Origin of the sequence: Agrococcus pavilionensis RW1 (assembly GCF_000400485.1) — a bacterium.
In the GTDB taxonomy this organism is placed as follows: Bacteria; Actinomycetota; Actinomycetes; order Actinomycetales; family Microbacteriaceae; genus Agrococcus; species Agrococcus pavilionensis.
Genome location: NZ_ASHR01000036.1, coordinates 34,975 through 57,590, shown reverse-complemented (window position 1 = coordinate 57,590; position 22,616 = coordinate 34,975). Strand labels below are relative to the sequence as shown.

Below are 22,616 nucleotides of genomic sequence, written 5' to 3'. Positions count from 1 at the left end.
TGGTGCGGTTGAAGGGGGAGTTCAGGGGACGAGGATCGGGCGACCGACCGCGCCGGTGCGCAGGTGCTCGATCGCCTCGTTGGCGTCCTCGAGCGCGAAGGACTGGTCGAGCAGCTTCTCGAGCGGGAGCCGGCCGGCGCGGTAGAGGCGCAGGATCTCGGGCAGCTGCACGGGCGTGTTCGACGAGCCGTAGAGCGCGCCGACGACCTTGCGGTCGCCCTGCACGAGCAGGTTGATGGGGATCGAGAGCTCCTCGCCGACGGCGCCGAGCCCGACGACGACCTCGGTGCCGCCGGGGCGCAGCGCCTCGAAGCCTGCGCGGATGGTCGCGGGACGGCCGATGGCCTCGAGCACGTAGTGCACGCCCGTGCCGGTGAGCTCGAGCACCCGGTCGGTGAAGTCCTCGGTCGACGAGTCGATCGTGTGCGTCGCCCCGAGCTCGCGCGCCTTCTCGAGGCGCGAGGCGACCACGTCGGAGACGATGATCTGCGCGGCGCCGACGAGCTGCGCGGCGATCACGGCGGAGAGGCCGACGCCGCCCGCGCCGATGATTGCGACCGACTTGCCCGTCAGGTCGGGCATCTTATTGAGCACGGTGCCCATGCCGGTGATGACGGCGCAGCCGACGATCGCGGCGATCTCCGACGGGATGTCGCTGTCGATCGCGATGAGCGACTCCTGCGAGACGACCGCGTGCTCGGCGAAGCACGCGTCGCCCATGAGGTGGTGGTAGCGCACGCCGTCCTTGCTGAGGCGCGTGCCGCCGCGCAGCAGGCCGTTCGTCTGGCCGTGCACCTTGCCGAGGGCGCACTGCGCCGGCTGGCCGGTGAGGCAGAACTCGCACTCTCCGCAGCGCGGTCGCCACATCAGCACGACCTTGTCGCCCGGCCGGAAGCCGCTCACGCCGTCGCCGACCTCCTCGACGATGCCGGCGCCCTCGTGGCCGAGCACGATCGGCGTGCGGGCGGCGAGGCCGCCGGAGATGTAGTGGACGTCGCTGTGGCAGACCCCGGCCGCCTCGATGCGCACGCGCACCTCGCCGGGACCGGGCTGGTCGAGCTCGAGCTCCTCGAGCACGAGCGGAGCACCTGTCTCGTGCATCACCATCGCCTTCACGCGGCGCCTCCTCGTTGATCGGTCGCTGTGCATCGATGCCGATGGATGGCCCTGTGCGCAGCCGTGCGCAGCAGTCGATGTCTGACGACGTCGCTCAACGTAGGGCCGCGGTGCCGGTGCGGCGCAAACCGCGTTCCGGTCAGCGGATCGGGTTACAGCGAGCTGAAGGCGGAGTTGGCGCGGATGCGTCGGTTGAGGCCGAGGGCCGTGATGCGGACGGCGGGTGCGTACTGGAGCATGTTCGCGCGGTGCGCGGGGCCGGAGATCGAGATCGCCGCGATCGGCGTCCCGTCGGCTCGCAGCAGCGGGCACGCGACGCACTCGACGCCGGGGTTCGACTCCTCGACCTCGTGCGAGAAGCCGTTGGCCCGCACGGCGTCGAGCTGGCGGCGCAGCGCCGCCTCGTCGGTGACGGTGCCGGGGCCGAGCTGCTCGAACAGCTGGGGCGTCGCGCCGGCGACGACCTCGTCCGTCGAGTGCGCGAGCACGGCCTTGCCGCCGGCGGTCGCGTAGGCGGGCACTCGCCCGCCGATCCGCGAGCGGATGGGCATGTCGGCGTCGCGGCCGCGCAGGATCTCGACGTACACCTGATCGGGGCTCTTCAGCACGCTCAGCTGCACGGTCATGCCCGTCGCCTGCCGCAGGTCGGCCATCGCCGCGAGCGCGAGCTGCCGCAGCTCCTTCGAGCGCTGCGCGAGCTCGCCGAGCTCGAACATCCGGATGCCGACGCGCACGCCGTTGTCGGCGCGCTCGAGGAAGTCGACGGCGACGAGCTCGCTGACGATGCGCGACGTGACCGACTTCGCGAGCCCCGCGGAGCGCGCGATGTCGTTGACCCCGAGCACCGGGCGCTCGCCGCTGAACGCGCCGAGCACGGCGGCGACACGGCCGATCATCGAGCGCGGAGCGTTCCGTTCATCGGAACTCATGGCATCACTCTAGCCGCGCGGCGGTTTCAATGGGGGACGGCACGGTGCAGTCCCCGTGCCTGCCGACGACTGGAGGACCCGATGACTGAGACCACGACGATCGCGCGCACGACCGACGAGGCCGTCCTCACGGTCGCCGACGCATCCGCCGTCTGGGCCGCGACGCCCTACGCGGAGCGCGCTCGCGTGATGCGCACGATCGCCGACGCGCTCGACGCGGCCGGCGCCGAGCTCATCGCGATCGCGCAGGAGGAGACGGCGCTCGCCGAGGCGCGCCTGAAGGGCGAGCTCAAGCGCACGACGTTCCAGCTGCGCCTGTTCGCCGACGAGGTGGAGCGCGGCGACTTCCTCGACGTGCGCATCGACCGGCCCGACGCCGAGTGGCCGATGGGTGCCCCGCGGCCGGATCTTCGCCGCATGCTCGTGCCGATCGGCCCGGTGCTCAACTTCGCTGCCAGCAACTTCCCGTTCGCCTTCTCGGTCGCCGGCGGTGACACGGCGGCGGCGCTTGCGGCCGGCAACGCCGTGCTCGTGAAGGCGCACTCGGGCCACCCGCGCCTCTCGGACGCGACGGTCGCGGTCATCCGCAAGGCTGCGATCGAGGCCGGGGCGCCGGCCGACCTCGTGTCGGTCATCCACGGCACGCAGAACGGCGTCGAGGCGCTGAAGCACCCGGCGATCAAGGCCGCGTCGTTCACCGGTTCGATCGGCGGCGGCCGCGCGCTGTTCGACATCGCCAACGCGCGCCCCGAGCCGATCCCGTTCTACGGCGAGCTCGGCAGCGTGAACCCCGCGTTCGTCGCGCCCGCCGCCGCGTCGCGCCGTGCCCAGCAGATCGCCGAGGAGTACCTCGCGTCGGTCACGGGCAGCCAGGGCCAGCTCTGCACCAAGCCCGGCGTGCTGTTCGTGCCCGCCGAGTCGGAGATCGTGGATGCGCTGCGCGGCGCGGCCGTGCCGGCTCCCGCGCCCCTGCTCAACGACCGCATCCAGGAGGGCTTCGTCGCGGGGCTCGAGGAGATGACGGGCCGCTCCGACGTCTCCGTGCTGCGCGAGGGCGAGGCGAGCCGCCAGTCGCCGCCCGAGGCGACGCTGCTGCTGACGACCATCGACGCGGTGCTGGAGGACCCGGAGGCGCTCGTGCGCGAGGTCTTCGGCCCCGCGGGCCTCGTGGTCACCTACACGGACGCTGCCGAGCTCGAGCGCGTCGCGCGCGGGCTCGAGGGCCAGCTCACGGCGACGATCGTCGCCGACGAGGGCGACGCGGCCGACCTCGAAGTCGCGCGTCGCCTCGTGCCGGCGCTCGTCGACCGGGCCGGCCGCGTGCTGTGGAACCAGTGGCCCACGGGCGTCTCGGTGACGTTCGCGCAGCAGCACGGCGGGCCGTACCCCGCGACCACCGCGCCGACGACGACCGCGGTCGGCACCGCATCCGTCACTCGCTTCCTGCGCCCAGTCGCGTTCCAGAACTTCCCGGCGGCGCTGCTGCCCGAGGCGCTGCGCGACGAGAACCCGCTGGGGATCTCGCAGCGCGTCGACGGCTGACGCGCCGAGGGTCTGCGCGAAGCGAGGAGCCCGGGTCGGACGATGTCCGACCCGGGCTCCAGCACGAAGTCGCAGTGGTCAGCGCACCGGCGCCCACGCTCCGGTGCCGACCTCGTCGCGCTCCTGCTCGCCGCTGAACCGGTCGAGCGTGAACGGCGCGAGCACCGGCGACGGCGTGCCCGTGACGATCTCCTCCGCGAGCAGCTCGCCGAGGATGAGGCCGAGCGTCGCGCCCGAGTGCGTGAAGAGCGTGTAGAGCCCGTCGATCGACGGCACGCGGCCCGCGACCGGCTCGCCGTCGCCCGGGATGGGCTTGAGCCCGGCGGCGACCCGCTGCGCGGTGAGCGTCGGGTTGCCCGCGAGCACCTTCGACGCCTCCTCGAGCAGTCCTTCGACGGATGCTTCGGGCACGGTGATCGAGCCGTCGTCGCCGACGACGATCGACTTCTCGGCCCAGTCCGCGTCGAGCACGAGGCGGCCGTCGGGCATGGGCCGCACCGCGACGCGCGGCGTGTTGAGCACCGTCCGCACCTCGACGTCGACCGGCTCGGTGACGAGCACGAAGGCCGTGGGCGTCGCATCCGGCACGACGACGTCGAGCGCCGCGAGGTGCGCGGGCACCGAGCCGCCGGTCGCGAGCACGACGCGGTCTGCGGCGATGCGGGTGCCGTCGCCGAGCACGACGCCGACGGCCGCGCCGTCCTGCACGTCGACCCGCGCGTCGCCGGCCTGCTCGATGACCTGCGCGCCGTTCGCGACGGCCTCGCTCACGAGCGCCGCGATGAGGTCAGGCAGGTTCACCCAGCCCTCGCCCGGGTTGAAGATCGCGCCCTCGTCGGCCACCGCATCCGGGTTCACGTCGGGCGCGATCGCCGCGACGTCGTCGCGGTCGACCCAGACGGCGTCGTAGCCGCCCGCCCGCTCGAAGGCGAACGTCTGCGCGAAGCTCTCGTCAGCGCTGCCCCACTTCAGCGCGCCGTCGAAGCGCAGGTACGAGCTGCTCTCGGGGTGGCGCGCGCTCCACGTGCGGTAGCGGTCGAGGGCGATGAGGCGCAGGTAGTGGTAGGCGGCCGAGCGGTCGCCGGAGGAGTTGAGCCACGCGATCGAGCGGCCGGATGCGCCGTCGGCCAGGGCGCCGGACGTCACGAGCGTGACGGATGCGCCGGCACGCGCGAGGTGCGCGGCGGTCGAGACGCCGAGGATGCCGCCGCCGAGGACGACGACGTGGGAGGGGGAGGTGGTCATGCGGATGCTTCGCTTTCTGGTGAGAGGGAGGTCAGAGCAGGGCTGCCGAGGCGGCGTGCGCCCGCTCGATGACGCGGAGGGCGGCGACGGCGTCGGCCGGGTCGACGGGCAGCGGCCCGCCGGTGCGGAGCGCCTCGGCGAGGCCGCGGTAGAAGGCGCCGTAGTCGCCGCGCAGCGTCGGCACGCGGCGGGTGTCGTCGCCGGTGCCGACGACGCCCCAGCGCTCCTCGGGCGTCTCGCCGAAGCCGGCGTCGCCGGGGCGCGCGCCGGCGAGCAGCGCGGGCTCCTGGCCGTCGAGTCCCCACGAGGTGTAGGCGGCGCGAGCGCCGAGCACGTGGAAGCGCGGCCCGAAGGTCGGCGCGACCGCGTTCATCGACAGGTGCGACACGACGCCCGACTCGTGCTGCAGCGCGAGGAACACGTCGTCGTCGGCGGCCGCGCCCGCGCGGCGGCGGAACACCTCCGCGTGCAGCCCGCCGACGGCGCCGAAGAGCTGCATCGCCTGGTCGATGAGGTGGGTGCCGAGGTCGTACAGGATGCCGCCCGCTTCGCCGACGGTCGCCTCCGACTTCCAGCCGGCGCGCGGCTCGGGCTGCCACCACTCGAACCGCGACTCGAAGCGCCGCACCTCGCCGAGCGCGCCCTGCCCGATGAGCTGCCGGAGCGTCTGGAAGTCGCCGTCCCAGCGGCGGTTCTGGTAGACGGTGATGCGCCGGCCGAGGCGCTCGGCCCGCGCGATGAGCGCCTCGCCCTCCTCCGCGGTCGCCGCGAACGGCTTGTCGACGACGACGTCGAGACCCGCCTCGAGCGCCGCCGACGCGAGTGAGGCGTGCGTGCCGCTCGGGGAGCCGATCACCACGAGGTCGAGCTCGCCCGCCCGCGCCCACAGCGCATCCGGAGTCGGCACGACGCGCGCACCCGGGTGCTGCGCCTCCGCCGCAGCCCGCCGAGAATCATCCGCCGTCACGATGACGTCGAGCGAGTAGTCGGGATCGGCCGCGAGGAACGGCGCGTGGAAGATGCGGCCGGAGGTGCCGTAGCCGATGATCGCCGTGCGGATCGGCGCCTGAGCGCTCGCCGCCATCACAGCACCTCCGAGAGGAAGCGCTGCAGGCGCGGGCTCTTGGGGTGCTCGAAGAGGTCGGCGGGCGCGCCCGCTTCGACGACGCGGCCCTCGTCCATGAAGACGACCTGGTCGGCGACCTTGCGGGCGAAGCCCATCTCGTGGGTGACGACGAGCATGGTCATGCCGCGCTGCGCGAGCTGCGCCATGAGGTTGAGCACGCCCTTGACGAGCTCGGGGTCGAGCGCGCTCGTCGCCTCGTCGAAGAGCATGACCTCGGGCTCCATCGCGAGCGCCCGGGCGATCGCGACGCGCTGCTGTTGGCCGCCGGAGAGGTCGCGCGGGCGGTGGTCGGCGCGCTCGGCGAGGCCGACCTCCTCGAGCCGCGCCTCCGCGATGCGCCGCGACTCGGCCTTCGAGAGGCCCTTGACGTGCCGCACCGCGAGCGCGACGTTCTCGAGCGCCGTGTGGTCGGGGAAGAGGTTGAAGTGCTGGAAGACGAGGCCGATGCGCTTGCGCACCGCATCCGGCTTCTGCGTCAGCACGCTCTCGCCCGCGAGCAGCACGTCCCCCGACTTCGGCTCGTGCAGCCGGTTGACGCCGCGCAGCAGCGTCGACTTGCCCGAGCCGGAGGGGCCGATGATGCACGTCGTCGTGCCGGGCTCGACCTCGAGGCTCACCTCGCGGAGCACCTCGATCTCGCCGTAGGCCATGGTCAGGTCGCGCAGCTCGAGGCTCGAGCCGGCGTAGAAGTGTCCGTCGGTGATGGGGACGGGGGTGGTGTAGGTCACGTGTTGCTCCCGTAGGTGAGGGCCGGCGTGGGCGTGAGCTCCTCGAGCTCGTCGAGTCCGCTCTTCGGCGGTGCGGGCTTGCGGCGGCCCGTGCGGAAGCGGTCGTCGAAGTAGTTCACGAGGTGCGTCAGCGGCACCGTGATCACGAGGTAGAAGACGCCCGCGAGCACGAGCGGCGAGAGGTTGCCCGTCAGCACCGCGGCGTCCTGGCCGACGCGGAACAGCTCGCGCTCGCTGACGAGCAGGCCGAGGAAGTAGACGAGGCTCGAGTCCTTCACGATCGCGATGAACTGGTTCACGAGCGCCGGCAGGACACGGCGGATGCCCTGGGGCACCACCACGAGGCGCATCGCGCGTCCGTAGCTCATGCCGAGCGCGCGGCAGGCCTCGAGCTGCCCGCGGTCGACGCTCTGGATGCCGGCGCGGAAGATCTCGCCGATGTAGGCGCTCGCGATGAGGCTCAGGGCGAGGATGCCCAGCGGATAGGGGGAGGGGCCGAAGATCTGCTGGCTGATCCGCGCGAAGCCCTGACCGATCAGCAGGATCGTCAGGATCGCGGGCAGCCCGCGGAAGATGTCGGTGTAGACGCGGGCGGGGACCCGCAGCCACTTCGACGGCGAGATGCCCATGATCGCCACCACCATCCCGAGCACGACACCGATGGCGGTCGCCGCGAGCGAGATGACGAGCGTGTTGACGAGTCCGACGCCCAGCAGCTGGGGGAGGACCAGCCACATGGCCTCGAAGTCGAGGAAGGTCTTGATGAGGTTGTCGAGCCAGTCCATGGTGTGCTCCGTTGCTTGGTGGTGCCTGGCGCGGCGCTGTCAGGCCGCGCCAGGCACCGACTCTTCGATTACTCCGACTGCTCGCTCGACGGGAGGTACTGCTCGGGCATCGGGGAGCCCGGGAACCACTTCTCGTAGAGCTCCTTCCAGGTGCCGTCCTCCATCGCGGCGGCGAGCGCCTCGTTGAGCGCGGCCTGGAACTCGGGCTTGTTCTTCGCGATCGCGAAGCCGGCGGGGGCGTCGAACGACGGGATGTCGATCGCGTTCTCGAGCCCGTACTGCTCGGCGTACTCCTTCGCCGCCTCGTAGTCGAGGAAGTGCGCGTCAATCGAGCCACTGTTGACGGCAGAGATCGCCGCGTTGTTGTCGGGGAACCGCACGAGCTCGGTGTCGGTGAAGTTCTTGACCGCGTACGCCTCCTGCAGCGTGCCCTGCACGACGCCGAGGCGCGTGCCCGCGAGGTCGGCCTCGTCGGCGATGCCCGCGTCGGGGTTCGCCATGACGGTCAGGTAGCCGGCGAGGTAGCCGTCGCTGAAGTCGACCGTCTGCTGGCGCTCCTCGGTGATGCCGATCGCGGCGACGCCGACGTCGAACTGCCCGTTCGCGACTGCGGCGAGCAGGCCCGAGAAGTCCTGGCCGGTGAAGACGACGTCCTCGATGCCGATGCGCTCGGCGACGTCGGTGAAGAGCTCGACGTCGAAGCCGGTGAACTCTCCCGACTCGTCGGTGAACGTGTAGGGGCGGGCGTCGCCCAGGCTCGCGACGCGGATCTGGCCGGGCGTGATGAGGCCGTAGGGGTTGTCCTCGGTCGCGCTGTCGGAAGCGCTCGGTGCGCCTCCCGAGCAGGCCGCGAGCCCGACGGCTGCGGCCGCCACGACGGCGGTGAGCGCCGAGCGGCGGTGGTTGGGGCGGAGCTTCATGGTGGTCCTCTCGATGGTGCAACGCCGGTGGTGCTGCATCGGATGCTGTTGGTCCCGTTGCTGAGACCGGTCTCACTCGGTTATGTTGAGACCGGTCTCAACCCGTTTGCTGGGACAGTACGGCACGACGCGGCGAGACGTCAACACTCGAATCGGAGGAACGGTGAGCGAACCGGCAGCCACGGGCAGCGGGCGGCGCGAAGTCACGGTGAGCGACGTCGCGGCCGCGGCCGGCGTGTCGAAGGCGACCGCCGCCCGCGCGCTCGGCGACTACGGCGCCGTGAGCGATGCCGTGCGCGACCGGGTGCTCGGGGCCGCGGATCGGCTCGGCTATCGCCCGAACGCGCTCGCGAAGACGATGAGCACCGGCCGTTCGAACACGCTCGGCATCGTCGTCGGCGACATCGAGAACCCGTTCTTCGCGCAGGCGACGCGAGGCGCCGCCGACGTCGCAGCTGCCGCGGGCTTCGACTTGATCCTCTCGAACTCCGACGAGGACCTCGAGACGGAGGCGAAGGCGATCGGCGTGCAGCTTGCGAAGCGTGTCGACGGGCTGCTCGTCGCCGCGGCGTCCTCGGTCGAGACGCAGAACCTGCGCACCGTCATCGACGCAGGGCGTCCGCTCGTGCTCTTCGACCGCACCGCGCAAGGCGTTGAGGCGGACAGCGTCATCGCCGCGAACCGCAGCGGGGCGCGCGAGCTGACCTCGCTGCTCGTCGACGCCGGGCACCGCCAGATCGCCTTCATCTCGACCACGACCCATCCGGCCGATGCCTTCGCGCGGACCGATGTGCTGCCGACGTCGTCGGTCGCCGAGCGCGTCGAGGGCTTCCTCGACGCGATGACAGCCGGGGGCATCGAGCACCCCGAGCGGCACGTGCACCTCAATGCGCGCCGCGAGGGCGTGGAGCGGATGGCGACTCGCCTGCTCACGGGTGCCGACCCTGTGACCGCGATCGTCGCTTCCGACAGCCTTATCGCCCTCGGCGTCTTCCGGGCCGCGCGTGAGCTCGGCCTGCAGATCCCGCGCGACCTCTCGCTCGTCGCGTTCGACGACGCCGACTGGACGGGCGTCGCGACGCCGGGCATCACGGTGATGGCGCAGCCGATCCACGAGATCGGCGCGGAGGCGGCGGAGCTGCTCATCCGCCGCGTGAGGGGCGACGGCCGTCCACCAGTGACGCGCGTGCTGAAGCAGCACCTCATCGAGCGGGAGTCGGTGGCGCCGCCTTCGCGCTGAGCGTCGCGTGCCGGTTTGCCAACCGCGATTGCGCAAACTTGGAACGCTGAGCATTTCGTTGCGATCGGCGCCTACGCCGCCGAAGCGCTAGGCGGCCGACCGCGTAGCGAAGCTCCTGCCAGCGCTCGCGGAAGAGAACCGGCAAGGGCCCGGCAACTTTGTTAGCCGATCGCGCTGAACCTCTAGCGCCCAAACGCCTTTCACGATCGTCGAGGTCTGGAACGATGCGGAGGCGTTAGCGGCGCATCGCGAGAGCACCTGCTTCGCCTCGATCGGCAAGATGCAGATCATTGCGATGCTCGAGAACCGGGAGGTTGTTGAAGACTCCGGCGGGTCGCTGGACTGGGCGTCGTGTTGGACGGCCGCACCCGGCGGTGCATGTTGCTGTCGGAAGGGAGCAGGCCCGCAGCCATCCGAGGCTGGCTGATCCGCACGAGTGAGGTGCGCCGCTGTGCTCGGGTCAGCACAGCGGACACCGCTATCGCTGGGCCTCATTCCACCGCGGAGGACTGAGATCGATGGTCTTGAGCTTCCCTTGGGAGTCGCCTTGTTCTTCGAGGACGCGAAGCAGGTCTTGCTGGCGCGGCTGACCGAGTGTCAGTCGGTAACGCGTGAGGTCTCGCCGTAGACGCTCGTAACGTGCCGGCTCGCGACTGAGCGGAAGACTTGCGACTCGTCGCAGGATCCGGGCGTCGCCCTCGTAGACCCACCAGGGCGCGAACGCGTTCCCTTCTTGTTCCGACGCCTGCTCGGCTGCCTGCAGGGCGGCGTCCCAGGGCGGCAGGGTGGAAGCCAGTACATCGTCGCGGTGCCGTTGCGCCAAGTTCTTGCGGATGGCATGCCCAAGGAAACGATGCACTCGGCCCTCCCGCTGCTCGAAATCCACAGGGTTCGACGGCAGGTTCCAGTGCACCACTGCGTGGCTCCACCAGTGGAAGTCGATTCCCTCCTGACCGACGCTCGTCGAGGTGAGGATGAACGGCGCGAATGGGCTGTTGAACGCCGCGCGCACATCGGCTTGGCGCTGCTCAGTCTTGCCGTCGACGCTGTGGCTGACACCGCCATAGCGCACGGCGAAGCGCGTTGGGAAACGGATGACGTCGCGCTCAGGAGTTGTCTCGTGCCCTTCCAGGTTGACGGTGCGCAACCCGAGGGCTGCTGCGACCGAATCGGCGATCTGCAGGAGCTTCGCGTCGTCGAGCGGCCCACCTCCGAGTTCGCTCCGCAGTTGGAAGAGGTACTCGTCCATCACGGCCTGGAGGTTGCCGTCAGTGTTGTAAGTGAGCACCTTCTGCCAGTAGTCGAGATCGCCCGGGAAGAGCCCATCGAGCAGGCGAGCGGTCGCGGTGCGGTTGAAGAGCGCGCGAAGCGCGAGGGAGATGCGCCACGCGGCACGCCACTTGGCGGCCGGGCTGACATCGTCACCGCCGATCGTCGAGACACTCCGCCATGCGATGGAACCTGGCGCGCTGAGCGCGAGGTCCCCAAGCGCTGCATGGCTCCGCGGATCCTCGCGTGACGACTCCTCGCCCGCCCGGAGGTGCGCCGCGAAGTTGGAGTCGAGGTCGTCAGACCCTTGGGCTGCGGTCGCGAGCTTGACCGGGTCTTCGACGTCCTCGGGGATCGCGTTCGCCGTAGAGAAGAACGCCGACCAGGGGGACTCGGTGAGCTCCGCCGTGCCCGGCCTGACCATCTGGCGGGCTTCCTTGGCGGTGATCAACCTCCCTGCACGTCGGGCGAGCTGCAGCGGATCAGCGAGTGCCGCGACGCCGGGGTGAGGCCAGAACAGCATCAGCGTGCGAAGCTCGGGGTTGCCAGCATCGCTCATGCTCCACGCGAGTCGTCGCGTGTTTGATGAAGGCGCCTCAGAGGAACCCGGCTGCGTCGATGCTCGGCGATGCGCCTCGTGGCTCAGCAGTGCGGAGATGGCGGTCGGTACGCCGTTCCAGGCCGAGAACACCAGATGCTTCGTCGTGTCGGCGCTGAGATCTCGGTACGTCGGTCCGGGCTCCAGGTAAGGCATCGAGGCCGGCATCCACAGCAGCCTCCACCAGCCCTTACCAATCGTCTCCTCTGCTAGCGCTCTCAACATGCCGTTGCCCAGGTCGACCTCTTCCCGAGCGTCGACAGCGCTGTTCGTGATCCCTCGGGTGGCGTCGAGTGCGTCCGCGACCTCTTTCGCCCCCGTCTCGAGGAGGGCCCGTGTGCGCGTTCCCGAGCGGTAGGTCTCCATGAAGCTCGCGAAGTACGGAATCGACTTCCAGTGGTCGAGCTCGAAGCGCGACTCGATGGCGCGGCCGAGACGCTGGAGTGCCCGCCAGTCTTGGATGTCTTCGCTTGACGGCACGCTGCCGTGGAGCGGTCGCTCCATGACCATGTCCTTTTTGTCCTGAAGCGGCGGTCGCTCCGAACGGGACATCACCGACTGCAGCAATTCGCGGATCCGATCCGCTGCCTGCGCCTGCCCTTGTCCCAGGGTCAAGGCGGCTCGGTTGGCCGCGAACGCCTCGCGGACATCGCTGACGAACGCTTCATCTCCGCCCGCCAAGAACTTGAGCGTCGCCAAGAAGTCGCGCGCATGGTCGTCCTCCGCCTCGCCATTGGCCGTGTACGGCTTGTACGGCGTGGCCGACAGGAGGAGCACCTTCGCATCCCCATGCGTGAAGAGGCTGTTGGCGAGATCAGCGGCGTCGCTGGCGTCGGGGTCCATGAGGTGTCGGAAACGTTGGAACTCGTCGAGGATGACGAGGTCCGGTTCGAGCGCAGCGATGCCCGCCTTTGCAAGCTCCTGCCGCAGCCGCGCGATCAGATCCTGAGCGCTATGCCAGAGCTCGCCAGGCACGCTGTCGACCTCCGTCAGCTGATCCCGCAGATTCTGAAAGGCCGCTGCGGTGCCGCTCTCCTCCGACGCTTCGAGGAAGCCTTGGACGATCGAGTCGTCCAGTTCCAGCCCATGGTCGAGATCAAAGTTCAGGTTGTCGACGTGCCGCACGAAGTTCTTCAGCTCTCGGGCGGCACCTCGGAACAGCACCCGGGTGCCGTGCTTCTGTGCCTCATCGTGACGGTGGTGGCGGTCGAGGACGACGGTGAGCAGCGCCCGCTCCGGCGCCGCGCCCATGCGCCACCCTCCGGTCCTGAATGACGTGTCGGGTGTGAACGAGACGAGGTTGACCCGCTTGCGCCCGTCGCGACTCGGCCCGTTCAGCTGCTTGGACTCCCTCGCCAGCAGCGTGAGCCGCGTGGCCATGCTGACGTGAGGGTCGCCGGTGACGTTCAGCCGCTGCAGGTTCTGACGAGCGAGATCTTGATTGCTGCATATGTAGATCACATCGATGCGTTCGACCTCGGGGTCATCCTGCAACCGCTCGATGGTCCGCGCAACGACGCCGCGAGCGACGATGCTCTTGCCCAACCCGGTTTCGTCCGCAACGAGGAACCGCCCGCTGCGCGATCCCCCGCTCGAGCCGTAGAAGCGCTCGATGACGTGCTCCACGGCATCCCGCTGGAACGGCTTGAGCCGTTCGACGATGTCGTCCGCCGAGAAGTCGGTCATCGATCCTCCGTCGCTGCCCTCAAGTTCGCCCACAGTTCGTCGAAGCCCTGAGGCAGCACGGTCTGGCGTTCTTCGTCCGTCATCTGCTGCAGGATGCGGTCCAGTTCGGCGAGGGGCTGGCCCGTGCCGCCGACCGCCCGCATGAGGAGCTCGAGCATGCCGCCCCCAGACGATCCGACGCCCTTGAGCATCCCCCACCCGCCTGCGCCACCGAGTGTTTCCGCTGCAGGCAACTGGAGCATCAGGCGGAGGAACCGCGCGAAGGCTTCGGGGGTGTCGAGGTGTTGCGCGATGATGCGATCTCGCCGACCTTCCACGTCCTGGTCGATCCGCGCGACCAGGATCGCCGAAGCGCGGTGCCCGTCAGTGTCATCGAGTTCGAGCACGACGAACGGCGTGAGTTCGCGCAGCGCGAGGTCGCTCACGACGACGGGCGCACCTGGACTGAGAGGACCGGCGGCGATTGGTGCGTCTCGCGTGACGAGCCGCCAGGTGTAGGTGAGGTCGTGGTGGTGGGTGGAGCTCTGCCAGTCGCTCTCGGCCCGCATCGTCAAGGTGAACGGGCCTGCACCATCGAACGCGACGGCGAGGCTGAGGCCAGCAATCCGCCGCAGCTCTCTCTCCAGTTTCCGCGTCGCCACCTGCTCAGGGTCGGCTTCTCGACCGCCGTCGCTGGCATACTCCTCGACGAGGTCCCCCATCGCGTTGAGCGTGGCATCGACCCCAATCGCCTTCGTCCTGCCGAGCAACTCCGCGACCACTTCTACGTTCCCCGCCCAGGCGCTGCCGGTTGCGTTCGCCGAACCGATCAGAATCCGCGAGCGTCCGCGCGCGACGTCATGCACCACGACTTTCGCGTGCAAGCCGGTGAGCAGCGAGTCGGATGCGGGACGCACGGTCGTCTGCTCGTCGGAATCGGGGGACGCGCGGGCTGTGACGACCGGGAGGTCCGCTCCGTCGTCCAGCATGCGGAGGCTCAGGCGACGAAGCGTCTCAGGTGACAGGAGATCGATCTGCTCCGGCCGTGACACGAGCACGGTCTCACCGTCGGCAGACGCGAGCCGGCGGATGCCATCGTCGCTCACGAACGGGGAGATGATGAGCGCCCGGTTGCTCGCGTCGACTACGGGACCGGCGCGTTCGATGCCCAGTACGTGGATGGTGAGCGCCTCAACGGCGTCCGGCTTGTCCCATCTGATGGCATGGCAACGCTCAGCCAACGCCGCCAGCCGCTGAGCGCGCTCGGTTGACAACGACGGCTGCGAGCGGGATGTCAGCCACGCGACGAAGGCGGCGATTGCTTCATTGCTCGCGCGCTCGGATTCATCGAGATCGCCGACGACCACCCCGTCGAACGACGCCACCGCATCCCAGGTCGAGTCTTGCGTCAGGTTGCGGCTGCCGATTATGAGCCTGTATCGGCGCTCGTCTTGGTTCCCGAACTCGAGCAACCACACCTTAGGATGGAAGAGTCCGCGGTCTGGAACGACCGGATGGATGCACGGCTCAAGGAGCGCGACGAGGTCATTCAAGCGCGGCATCGAGATCGATCCGGCCTGGCAGAAGATGTCGATGCGGTCGGTCGACTGACGGAGCGCATTGAGCACGCCGATCGGATCGTCGTCTGGCGTCTGCGTGTATGCGAAGGCCAGTGGGATCGGAAGCACGCTCGGCAGGTGCAGGGTGAATGTGGTTCCGACGGCATGCTCGAGACGGAAGCCGGTCGGAGGCCTCATCAGTTCTGAGAGGAGACTGCGGTGACTGGGCTCAAACACTCGCTGCTCCCGCGTGGATGTCGAGCATCAAGCCGCGCACGGTCCCCCACCGGTAGGTGAGGGCACCGGCGCCCGACGAGCCGCCCCAAGACAGGAGGCGCCGCTCGCTGCGAAGCCGGGCCTTGGTGCCCTTCACGTGAAGTTCGCGCCGTGCGACGAGCTCGCGCGCCAAGTCATCGTCGGCGACTCCGTTGAGGTCTCTGCCGTTCATGAGGCGCTGCCACTGCCGCACGAAGTCAGCAGTGTCGTCGTCGGTCTTACGCGGTCGCGCGAGGACACCCCGCAGGGCACCCTCCAGCGCCTCGAGCCGCCACCCTTCCAGGGTCGTTGCGAGGTCCTCGTGCTGAGCCCATGAAGTCAATGCCGCCCGGAATAGGGGAACCGATTCCTGGAACGACGCGTCGTTGGGGCGTGCTGCGAGCCTCGCTTCCGCTAGCAGCAGGTTGTACAGGAGCTGCGCGCCGTGCATCAGGGCCGAGAAGCCTCGGGCCAGCTCGAGCAGCTCGCGAACCCGCGAAGGGGCGTCTAGAGCGGCAGGGTCGTCCCACGGCGCGGAGGACTCGGCGGAGGGCGCGTGCTTCGCGAAGTGGGCCAGCAGCGAGTCAGGTGCGCTGGTCAGCAACCTCTCCCTAAGCCACACCTGCTCTGCAGGCGTGAGATCGAGCCCGCCGTCTATCCGCTTGGGGAACCCGTCTGGCGCTGGCAAGACATCCCAGATCGACTCCGTTTGGTCGTTCGATTCGTCCTCAGCGTCATGGCGGCGATCCCGAGAGTTCGCGAGCGCATCAGGTCGCGACATCCGCTCGGCGACGATGCCCCACCGCTGCAGCGCAGACCAATAGAGGCTCGAAGGAAGCGTCTTGAGCCCAGCCCCGGCGGTCCGGCCCAGCAGGCCGGGGATCTCCAGCTTCGAATTGCGCAGTGTCTCGATCGCCTGGCGCTCGACACGGGCGAGGTCTTCCATCGACCCGCCCGCCTTTGCCGCGGCCTGGAAACACCAGGGCACGATCAACGTGTAGCGCGCGCGTGTGTGCAGTGTCGACGTCCCAGGGAACAGTGCGTCAGCGATGTCGTCACGGAGCGAAGCCAGCCCGAGCTCCTCCCGCGCCTCACCGAGCTCGAAGAGCGCGGCAAGCTCACGCATGCGTCGGTGTTCCTCAGCCGAGACGTCCAACCACGACACGAGTGACACCACAGCTCCTCCTTGCGCAAGAGCCCTCCGCGTTCCGGAGCTCTTCCTCATGACCTTACGGGCGAGCGCACACTTCCTTCGGATCCCTAGGCGCCAGGCTCCTTGATCTGAAGAATCCGCCGACGACGTCGACGCTGAGGCGGTTCAGGCCCATTTCGATGTCAGTCCTCGGCGGCCGCGCCGACATCCCCGGAACCGCCATGCCACGTCGGATGGATGAGGTCGCCGTCGCTGCGCAGTCGTCCCGAGCGCAGTCCGCGGTCGAGCCCTGCTTCCAGCGCGGTGCGAGCCTGCGCGGTGAGTCGCCGACCGCCGAAGATTGACAACGCCTCACTGATGAGGTCAGCGGCAGTCGCGCCACCGCTCTGCTTCGCGATGACCGCCATCGCGTTGGCGATCTCCTCCGGCGCGATCTCTTGCACCGACCGGACCTCGTCGGGCGCAGGTACGCGGAAGCCGGCATAGTTCGCCGGCTCGATGGCGCGAGGCCAGGCAAAATCGGGGTCACCCGAGCGGCGGTAGGCATCGGAGACGCACCGCAGGATCTTGGCCTGTCGGCCAGCGGTCACGCGCCCCAAACCGTAGACGTCGCCGATCAGCCGAGCGAGCCGCGTGAACGCGATCGGCCCTTCCGCCGCGACGATCTGGTCCGCGTAGGCAGACACCTCTTGGTGTTCGCGCGAGCCGGGCAGATCATCGACCTCGTAGCGGGGGCTGCGTGCCGCCTCTGGATCCCACGGTCGATACTCGCTCGCATGGCGGGCCAGCATGGAGTCGGCTGCTGTGCGCGCCCGCGCCCTCGTTGGCGAGACAGCGAACCCCCTTCCGCCGGGATCGTTCGACGCGACGGCCGCGGTTGCGCGAGATGGCGCAACAGGCACGGTCGCCGCAGGGGAGGCGGAGAGGGGCTGGCCAGTCATCGCTCGATCGACGGCCGCCCGAAGCCGCTCGAGCACGCCGTCGCGGTCACGCATCCAGTCCGCAAGCCAGACGCGCTCGACCGCTGGCCAGCCCATCGAATCGGACAGGACTGAGATCGGCAGCCCATCGCGGTCGTGCACCGTCTTCCGATCGCGCCAGCCCGGTCCATCGAGCAACACAGCCACGAGTTGACGGTCGGGGTCCGCCGGGTCTGAGAGCGCTATGTCGACTCGGAAGTCGGACAGACCCACGTCAGTCGTCGCAGTGAAGCCGGCGGCGTTCAGCGCCGCTGCAAGCTCGTCGCGGTGGCGATCGACAGTTGTCCGCCGGAGCCCGCTCTGCAGGGCCGCGGTCGCTCCACCCTGCGCCCGGATGAGGAAGTCCGCCAGGTGCTGCAGAGCCAGGCTGGCGGGCTGCCGAGCCTGCAGCTCCATGGGCTCGAACGAGCAGAACACGATCGATTCCGCCCGCGCGCGGGTGACGGCCACGTTGAGCCGTCGTTCCGCGCCAGGAAGGTTCATTGGACCGAAGTGCAGCGGAAGCTTCCCACTTGCGTCTTTCGAGAACGCGATCGAGAACAGCACGAGGTCAGCCTCCTTGCCTTGCACGCTCTCGAGGTTCAGCACCCACAGTGCCTGATTGTCGGGGTCTTCGAGCGTGGCACTGATCCTGGGATCGGCAGTAGCGAGGAGCCGCTCTCTGATGAGGTCTCGTTGCTGGATGTTCAGCGTGATCACACCGATCGAAGGCAGCGCATCCGGCGATTCGGCGTACCGGCGCTCGATCTCGGCGACGATAGCGTCGGCTTCCACCGCATTGGTGCGAGCACTCGCGCCACGGCTCGTGCGATCGAACGTCCCGTCGACGCGGCGCAGGCTGAGACCGCTGCCGGAGGCGCCGATGGGGGAAGGGAAGGACGCGAGGCGTGACTCGTAGTACTTCTCGTTCGAGAAGGCAATGAGGGTCTCGTCCTTGCTTCGGTAGTGCCAGCTCAGCCAACGTCGCGGGACGTTGGCGAGGACGCACTCGCGCAGGATCGACTCCTCATCAACGACTGCTGTCTCGTCGGCCTCGTCCTCGGAGAGGGCTGAGTCGAACACGGAAGATGGCGGCATCTGCTTGCTATCGCCCACGACCACGGCCACCTGCGCGCGCCCGAGGGCGCCGATGGCGTTGGCAACCTTGATCTGCGAGGCCTCGTCGAACACGACGATGTCGAAGAGCTCTGCGTTCGGTGGGAGGAAGCGAGCTGCCCCGTCCGGGCTGGTGAGCACACAGGGCGCGATCTGCGTGATCAAGTCCCCGTGGGACGCGAAGATCTCGCGGATCGTGTCACCGCCGCGCTGCTTGCCGAGCTTGCGCCGCAACTCGCCGATGCGGCCGCTCCGCGCGCCGCCGTGGAAGGTCCGGTGCTCGACCACTGCAGCGGGAATGCGCTGGGGGAGCATGCCACGGATGGCCTCCGTGCTCGCAACGAACCGATCGATCGCCGCGTGGTGGGTTGCGCGGTCGAACGAGTCCATGCGCATCGCTTCGAAGCGTTCCCGTGCGGACGCGGCCGCGACTCCGTGGTCGAAGGCGAGCACGATCGCATCCGGATCTTCCTTGCCCGAGAGGATGCGTGCGCGCAGGTCGTCGAATGGAGGCGACGCAAGTGGATCGATCGCGAGCAGCAGGTCGTTCCACTCGATAGCGCCGGCGGAGATCGGCGCGGACCCGCCGAGGCGCAATGACTCCCATGCTTGGAGGGTGGTGACTCCGTCCGTTGCGGGCGCGAGCGTGCGCTGTACCTCGTTCCAAGCTTCCAGAACGGCGGATGCCAGTCGCGCTTCCTCGTGGAGCCGACCACGGCGGGCTGCCGCAATGACTGCTGCAGCACCCGCGCTCCTTCCGGCCTCGAGCAGGATGCGAAGCCGCTCTGCCAACAGCTTCAGCTCGACGGCGAGATGCTCCCCATGTGCCGCCATGAGCGGGTTGGCCGTTGCCGCGCCAGCGCTGAGCGGCAGCTGCCGCAGGCGATCTCGGAGATGCTCGAGTTGGCTGCGGTCGAGCATGAGCTCCTGCAGCTTCGAGCCGAACGTCGCCTCGTTCATCGATTCGCCGGGGCGCAGCCACGGGCTGAGCGCCTCGGCGGCCTCGCGCTGACGACGCTTCCGCGTGAACGGGTTCCCCCGACCGGCGGCTTCGGCTGCGGCGTGCCAGCCCAGCAGGTCTTGGTCGAGGGTCTCCGGGCGAAGCTCGCGGAACCAGCGGCGCTCCCGCCCGACGAACTGCGCGACGTCGGAGCGCAATTGCTCGACCATCTGGAGCGCATCGGAGCTCGCCCACGCGCTCAACGTCTCGGGGTGCCAGGGGGGCGCGTGCTGCACACCGAGCCACAGCTGTCGGTCCGCAAGCGAAGCCGAGGTCAGCAGGTAGGAGTGGAGTTCCGGCGCTGCGCGGCTCGCCAGCAGAGCACTGTCCAGAGCGACGGACGCTCGCCCGACCGACGCGATGTCCGCGACAGGATGGTTGATGAACGACCACGGGTGGTCGGGCCGAGGGCGGGCCGCCACCATCGCTTCGCCAGCAGAAGCGAGGACTTGGCGGACTTGCTGGATGCGCTCCGCGGGCACCGCGGCCACCGCATCAGCGAACGGCACCGCCGCATCGCCGACTTCACGCGACGCGAGCACGCGATTGTGAGCCGAGTACATGGAGTGGCCCGCAGCGTTCTGCTCGTGGAGCGCGCGGGCGTAGCGCTGCAGCACCCGCTGACTCGCTCGCGCCGATTCCCCTCGCGTGGCGAGTCCATCGGCATCAAACTCCGGCGCCAGGTCGAGGGCGGCGAGCAACGCCTCCTTCACCTGCTTCGGCTTCGCGTCATCGTGGTGGAGGTTCAGGGTCAACGCGTCGAGGCCCGACGCGCGGAGTCGCTGGTCGACGACCTCGAGCGCGTCCGCCTTCTCAGCGACGAAGAGCACTCGCTTGCCCTCCATCATCGCATGCGCGACCAGATTGACGATGGTCTGGGACTTGCCCGTTCCAGGAGGTCCTTCCAGCACGAACGTCGTGCCGTGCACCGCATCGGCGATTGCTTCGAGCTGCGATCCATCCGCGGGGATCGGGGTACGCAGTCCCAGGTCGTCGAGATCAGTGCCCGCGCGAGCGGGCACAGGGTCCTCGAAAGCCTCGGTCGGCGTGTGGATCAGATGCCGCACGAGGGGTGTCGCCGCGAACTGCTCCCAGTGGTCGGCGACGTCCTTCCAGAGGCGGTACGTGCCGAACGCGAGTAGGCCGAGTACGGCGACCTCGTCCACCGCGAAGCCTAGGCCCCGCTGAGCGATCGATTCACGTACGGACGCGAACAGTGCCTCGAGGTCGATCCCTGATTCGTCGGCCTTGGGGTCCGCCAGCCCCGGTAGGTCGAGATCGAACTCGGTCTTGAGCTTCTCGAGCAGCGCGAAGTTCGGCGTGGACGCGCCCGACTCGTCGAGCTGCAGTCGGAACTTCGTTCCCCGGTGCGTTGAGGTGAGATGCACCGGCACGAGGATGAGAGGCGATTCGAGCGGCTTGCCGCCTAGGTTCCATCGCAGCATCCCGAAGCACACGTACAGGTTGTTGGTGCCCTGCTCGCGTTCGACGCGCTGCGCCTCGGAGGTGAGGCGGCGCATCTTGGTCGTGAAGGTCGTCACCGGATTCGGACCCTCATCCGGGGTTCGCGGCAGCTTGACAAAGACGGTCATGCGCTCGTCGAAGCGTCGTGCGATCGCCTTGCGGATCTCGGCAGCGCTGCCTTCGAAGTCCTGTTGCCGCTGCAGCCGTCCAATGCGGTCCTGAAGGACTGGATCGAAGTCGCGGTCGTGCGTGATCGGGACGACGGCGTTGGCATTGAGGCCGTCCTCCAAGCGGCTGAGCCCGTCCGCTGGCACCACGAGTCTCGTCTGCGATCGGGGAGAGAAGTTGATCAGGCGGTTCCGCAGCGACAGATCGAGGAGCGACGACTTCCAGCGCTCGACGCGGGAAGGAGCGCTGGTCCTTCGCGCCTGACTCGCGCCCTGGAACTCGATGCGCTGACTCGAGACCTCGGCTGTGTATTCGATGACGGTGACGCTGCCGTCAGGCAGGAGCACCCGTGCTGGCATGGCGCGAACGCCCAGGCGTCGGGCGACGTGCACGTCGACGATCGCGTCGATCCCCGCTGGCAACGAGGACTCGACCTTGGCACGGGCCGCCTCCGTGGCTGTGGTGAAGCTCACTGCCCCCGCGGATGAGCACACCATGGTGGTCTCCACGAGACCGACCTCTGATGTCAGCAGGGCCGGTAGGTCGTGCGCGCGGACGGCCGACGAGGGGGCGTTCCCCTTGACCCGCCAGTAGGCGACCAGGATGTGGTCGGGGAAGCCGACCAGCAACGGCATGACGCCCAGCGCCTCGAGCAGGGAAGCCAACAGCACCGTCGAGTCCATGCACGTCGCCAGACGGGTTGCCGACACCTCGTCCGGAGTGCGGACGAGCTGTCCCCGCACATCCCAGCTTGCCGGTGCTTCGGCATACCCCAACTGCCAATCGCGAAGCGCCTCGAACGCGGCGCGGGCGATCGCGTCGACACGAGTCGCGTCGCCGGACTGGTAGTTGTCGATGGATCCGTTGCCGGTGTGCGCACGCAGCTTCGCCTGCACAGCGGGGATGAGCTGCTGCACTGCGGGCGAATGCGGTTGCACGTGCGCGGCGAGAGTCTCCCAAGGTTCGAGTGTGCGATCGAACTCGTGCCACGCGCGCGGCGGCAACACATCGAGGCCGGCGCTCGCTTCGGCGATGACGCCTCCCTCGCCGTCGAGGAGACGGGCCTGCAGCACGCCGCGCGTCACCCGGTCGAGCGCCCATATGCTGCTGCTGTCGAACGCGAGTTCGTGAGTGTTGAGGCGCGTCTTCTCCCCTGGTGACAGCGAGACGTCGTCGCGCATCGGCATCGTGAGTCGGATCCCGTCGGCGATGAGCGCGACGTCCAGTTGAGCCTGGCGCGCGTCGACTGAGCCGGCGGCAACTTCGATGTGCGCACGGATCGGGCTTGCGGTGGCGGCGAGATTGAGCGACACGGTCTGCGGTGCGAATACTCGGATCGACGCCCCTCCGAGCGTGCTGGAGCTCAAGGTCGTGAACTCCGTGGCGTCCTCGAGACCCCACGCCCGCCTCAATGCTTCGATCGTCGCCTCGAACCGCTCGGTCTGCTGATCGTTGAGCTCGACCCGGGATTCGATGGCGTCGATGATGAGGTTCGCGTCGGCCATCATGGCGCCAGGCAGCGGACGGGCAAGCATCGCGGCGCGCAGTAGGTGTGTGGGTTGCCGCTTCCACGCCACCGCTTCCGCGTCGGTGAGGCCTCGGAGCAGCGCGGTCGGCCATGGGCGATCCCCTGCTTCGTCGGCGAAGTGCTCCGCGAGCAATTCATCGAGTGAGAAGAGAAGTGATTCGAGGCGTGCGTCGAGCCGCTCTGCTCCACTGGTCATTCGCGTGCCACGCTTTCGATGAGAGGTCCTCAACGGATTTTATGTGCGACGACTG

General features: G+C 69.0%; 13 protein-coding genes. 2 read left to right on the top strand and 11 right to left on the bottom strand.

What is annotated here, in order from left to right; all coding sequences use genetic code 11:
• Positions 1-21: 21 nt before the first annotated feature.
• Both L332_RS27555 and L332_RS27550 read right to left on the bottom strand, forming a co-directional pair.
• Complete coding sequence (locus L332_RS27555) at positions 22-1,101, bottom strand: zinc-binding dehydrogenase (RefSeq protein ID WP_031224292.1); 1,080 nt, start codon at positions 1,099-1,101, stop codon at positions 22-24.
• 167 nt (positions 1,102-1,268) lie between these two features.
• Positions 1,269-2,045 carry an IclR family transcriptional regulator gene (locus L332_RS27550; protein WP_031224291.1) on the bottom strand — a complete coding sequence of 259 codons (777 nt, stop codon included), beginning with the start codon at positions 2,043-2,045 and terminating at the stop codon, positions 1,269-1,271.
• 81 nt (positions 2,046-2,126) lie between these two features.
• Between L332_RS27550 and L332_RS27545 the strand changes: the two genes are divergently transcribed.
• Positions 2,127-3,587, top strand: a complete 1,461-nt coding sequence (locus tag L332_RS27545; protein ID WP_021011583.1) for an aldehyde dehydrogenase (NADP(+)) — start codon at positions 2,127-2,129, stop codon at positions 3,585-3,587.
• Positions 3,588-3,665: 78 nt separating this feature from the next.
• Here L332_RS27545 and L332_RS27540 read toward each other — a convergent pair whose 3' ends face one another.
• The 5 genes from L332_RS27540 to L332_RS27520 form a co-directional block, all read right to left on the bottom strand.
• Positions 3,666-4,832 carry an NAD(P)/FAD-dependent oxidoreductase gene (locus L332_RS27540; protein ID WP_021011582.1) on the bottom strand — a complete coding sequence of 389 codons (1,167 nt, stop codon included), beginning with the start codon at positions 4,830-4,832 and terminating at the stop codon, positions 3,666-3,668.
• Between the two features lie 31 nt (positions 4,833-4,863).
• Positions 4,864-5,916 (bottom strand): Gfo/Idh/MocA family protein, encoded by a 1,053-nt coding sequence (locus L332_RS27535; protein WP_021011581.1) that lies wholly within the window; start codon positions 5,914-5,916, stop codon positions 4,864-4,866.
• Positions 5,916-6,686 carry an amino acid ABC transporter ATP-binding protein gene (locus L332_RS27530; RefSeq protein WP_021011580.1) on the bottom strand — a complete coding sequence of 257 codons (771 nt, stop codon included), beginning with the start codon at positions 6,684-6,686 and terminating at the stop codon, positions 5,916-5,918. The genes L332_RS27535 and L332_RS27530 overlap by 1 nt, the downstream gene beginning before the upstream one ends.
• The gene (locus tag L332_RS27525; RefSeq protein ID WP_021011579.1) at positions 6,683-7,471 is read right to left on the bottom strand and encodes an amino acid ABC transporter permease; all 789 of its coding nucleotides are present in this window, start codon (positions 7,469-7,471) and stop codon (positions 6,683-6,685) included. The genes L332_RS27530 and L332_RS27525 overlap by 4 nt, the downstream gene beginning before the upstream one ends.
• 68 nt (positions 7,472-7,539) lie before the next feature.
• Positions 7,540-8,391: an ABC transporter substrate-binding protein gene (locus L332_RS27520; RefSeq protein WP_021011578.1), complete on the bottom strand. Its 852-nt coding sequence runs from the start codon at positions 8,389-8,391 to the stop codon at positions 7,540-7,542.
• Positions 8,392-8,554: 163 nt separating this feature from the next.
• Between L332_RS27520 and L332_RS27515 the strand changes: the two genes are divergently transcribed.
• The gene (locus L332_RS27515) at positions 8,555-9,631 is read left to right on the top strand and encodes a LacI family DNA-binding transcriptional regulator (RefSeq protein WP_031224287.1); all 1,077 of its coding nucleotides are present in this window, start codon (positions 8,555-8,557) and stop codon (positions 9,629-9,631) included.
• Between the two features lie 478 nt (positions 9,632-10,109).
• On the opposite strand, the gene L332_RS27510 is transcribed toward L332_RS27515, so the two are convergent.
• From L332_RS27510 to L332_RS27495, 4 genes are all read right to left on the bottom strand, one after another.
• Positions 10,110-13,184 carry a helicase-related protein gene (locus L332_RS27510; protein WP_021011577.1) on the bottom strand — a complete coding sequence of 1,025 codons (3,075 nt, stop codon included), beginning with the start codon at positions 13,182-13,184 and terminating at the stop codon, positions 10,110-10,112.
• Positions 13,181-14,920, bottom strand: coding sequence for a phospholipase D family protein (locus tag L332_RS27505; protein ID WP_021011576.1), 1,740 nt, complete (start codon positions 14,918-14,920; stop codon positions 13,181-13,183). Before L332_RS27505 ends, L332_RS27510 begins: the two co-directional genes overlap by 4 nt.
• 31 nt (positions 14,921-14,951) lie before the next feature.
• On the bottom strand, positions 14,952-16,151 hold the full coding sequence (locus tag L332_RS27500; protein ID WP_144061107.1) for a DUF6361 family protein: 1,200 nt from the start codon (positions 16,149-16,151) through the stop codon (positions 14,952-14,954).
• Positions 16,152-16,312: 161 nt separating this feature from the next.
• A complete protein-coding gene (locus tag L332_RS27495) occupies positions 16,313-22,561 on the bottom strand; it encodes a DUF4011 domain-containing protein (RefSeq protein ID WP_021011574.1) in 6,249 nt (2,082 codons plus the stop codon).
• Positions 22,562-22,616 lie beyond the last annotated feature (55 nt).

Bases quoted from the DNA above. Each gene is read 5' to 3' on its own strand.
- L332_RS27555 (WP_031224292.1), bottom strand. From the start codon at position 1,101: ATGCACGAGACAGGTGCTCCGCTCGTGCTCGAGGAGCTCGAGCTCGAC.
- L332_RS27550 (WP_031224291.1), bottom strand. From the start codon at position 2,045: ATGAGTTCCGATGAACGGAACGCTCCGCGCTCGATGATCGGCCGTGTC.
- L332_RS27545 (WP_021011583.1), top strand. From the start codon at position 2,127: ATGACTGAGACCACGACGATCGCGCGCACGACCGACGAGGCCGTCCTC.
- L332_RS27540 (WP_021011582.1), bottom strand. From the start codon at position 4,832: ATGACCACCTCCCCCTCCCACGTCGTCGTCCTCGGCGGCGGCATCCTC.
- L332_RS27535 (WP_021011581.1), bottom strand. From the start codon at position 5,916: ATGGCGGCGAGCGCTCAGGCGCCGATCCGCACGGCGATCATCGGCTAC.
- L332_RS27525 (WP_021011579.1), bottom strand. From the start codon at position 7,471: ATGGACTGGCTCGACAACCTCATCAAGACCTTCCTCGACTTCGAGGCC.
- L332_RS27520 (WP_021011578.1), bottom strand. From the start codon at position 8,391: ATGAAGCTCCGCCCCAACCACCGCCGCTCGGCGCTCACCGCCGTCGTG.
- L332_RS27510 (WP_021011577.1), bottom strand. From the start codon at position 13,184: ATGACCGACTTCTCGGCGGACGACATCGTCGAACGGCTCAAGCCGTTC.
- L332_RS27505 (WP_021011576.1), bottom strand. From the start codon at position 14,920: ATGAGGCCTCCGACCGGCTTCCGTCTCGAGCATGCCGTCGGAACCACA.
- L332_RS27495 (WP_021011574.1), bottom strand. From the start codon at position 22,561: ATGACCAGTGGAGCAGAGCGGCTCGACGCACGCCTCGAATCACTTCTC.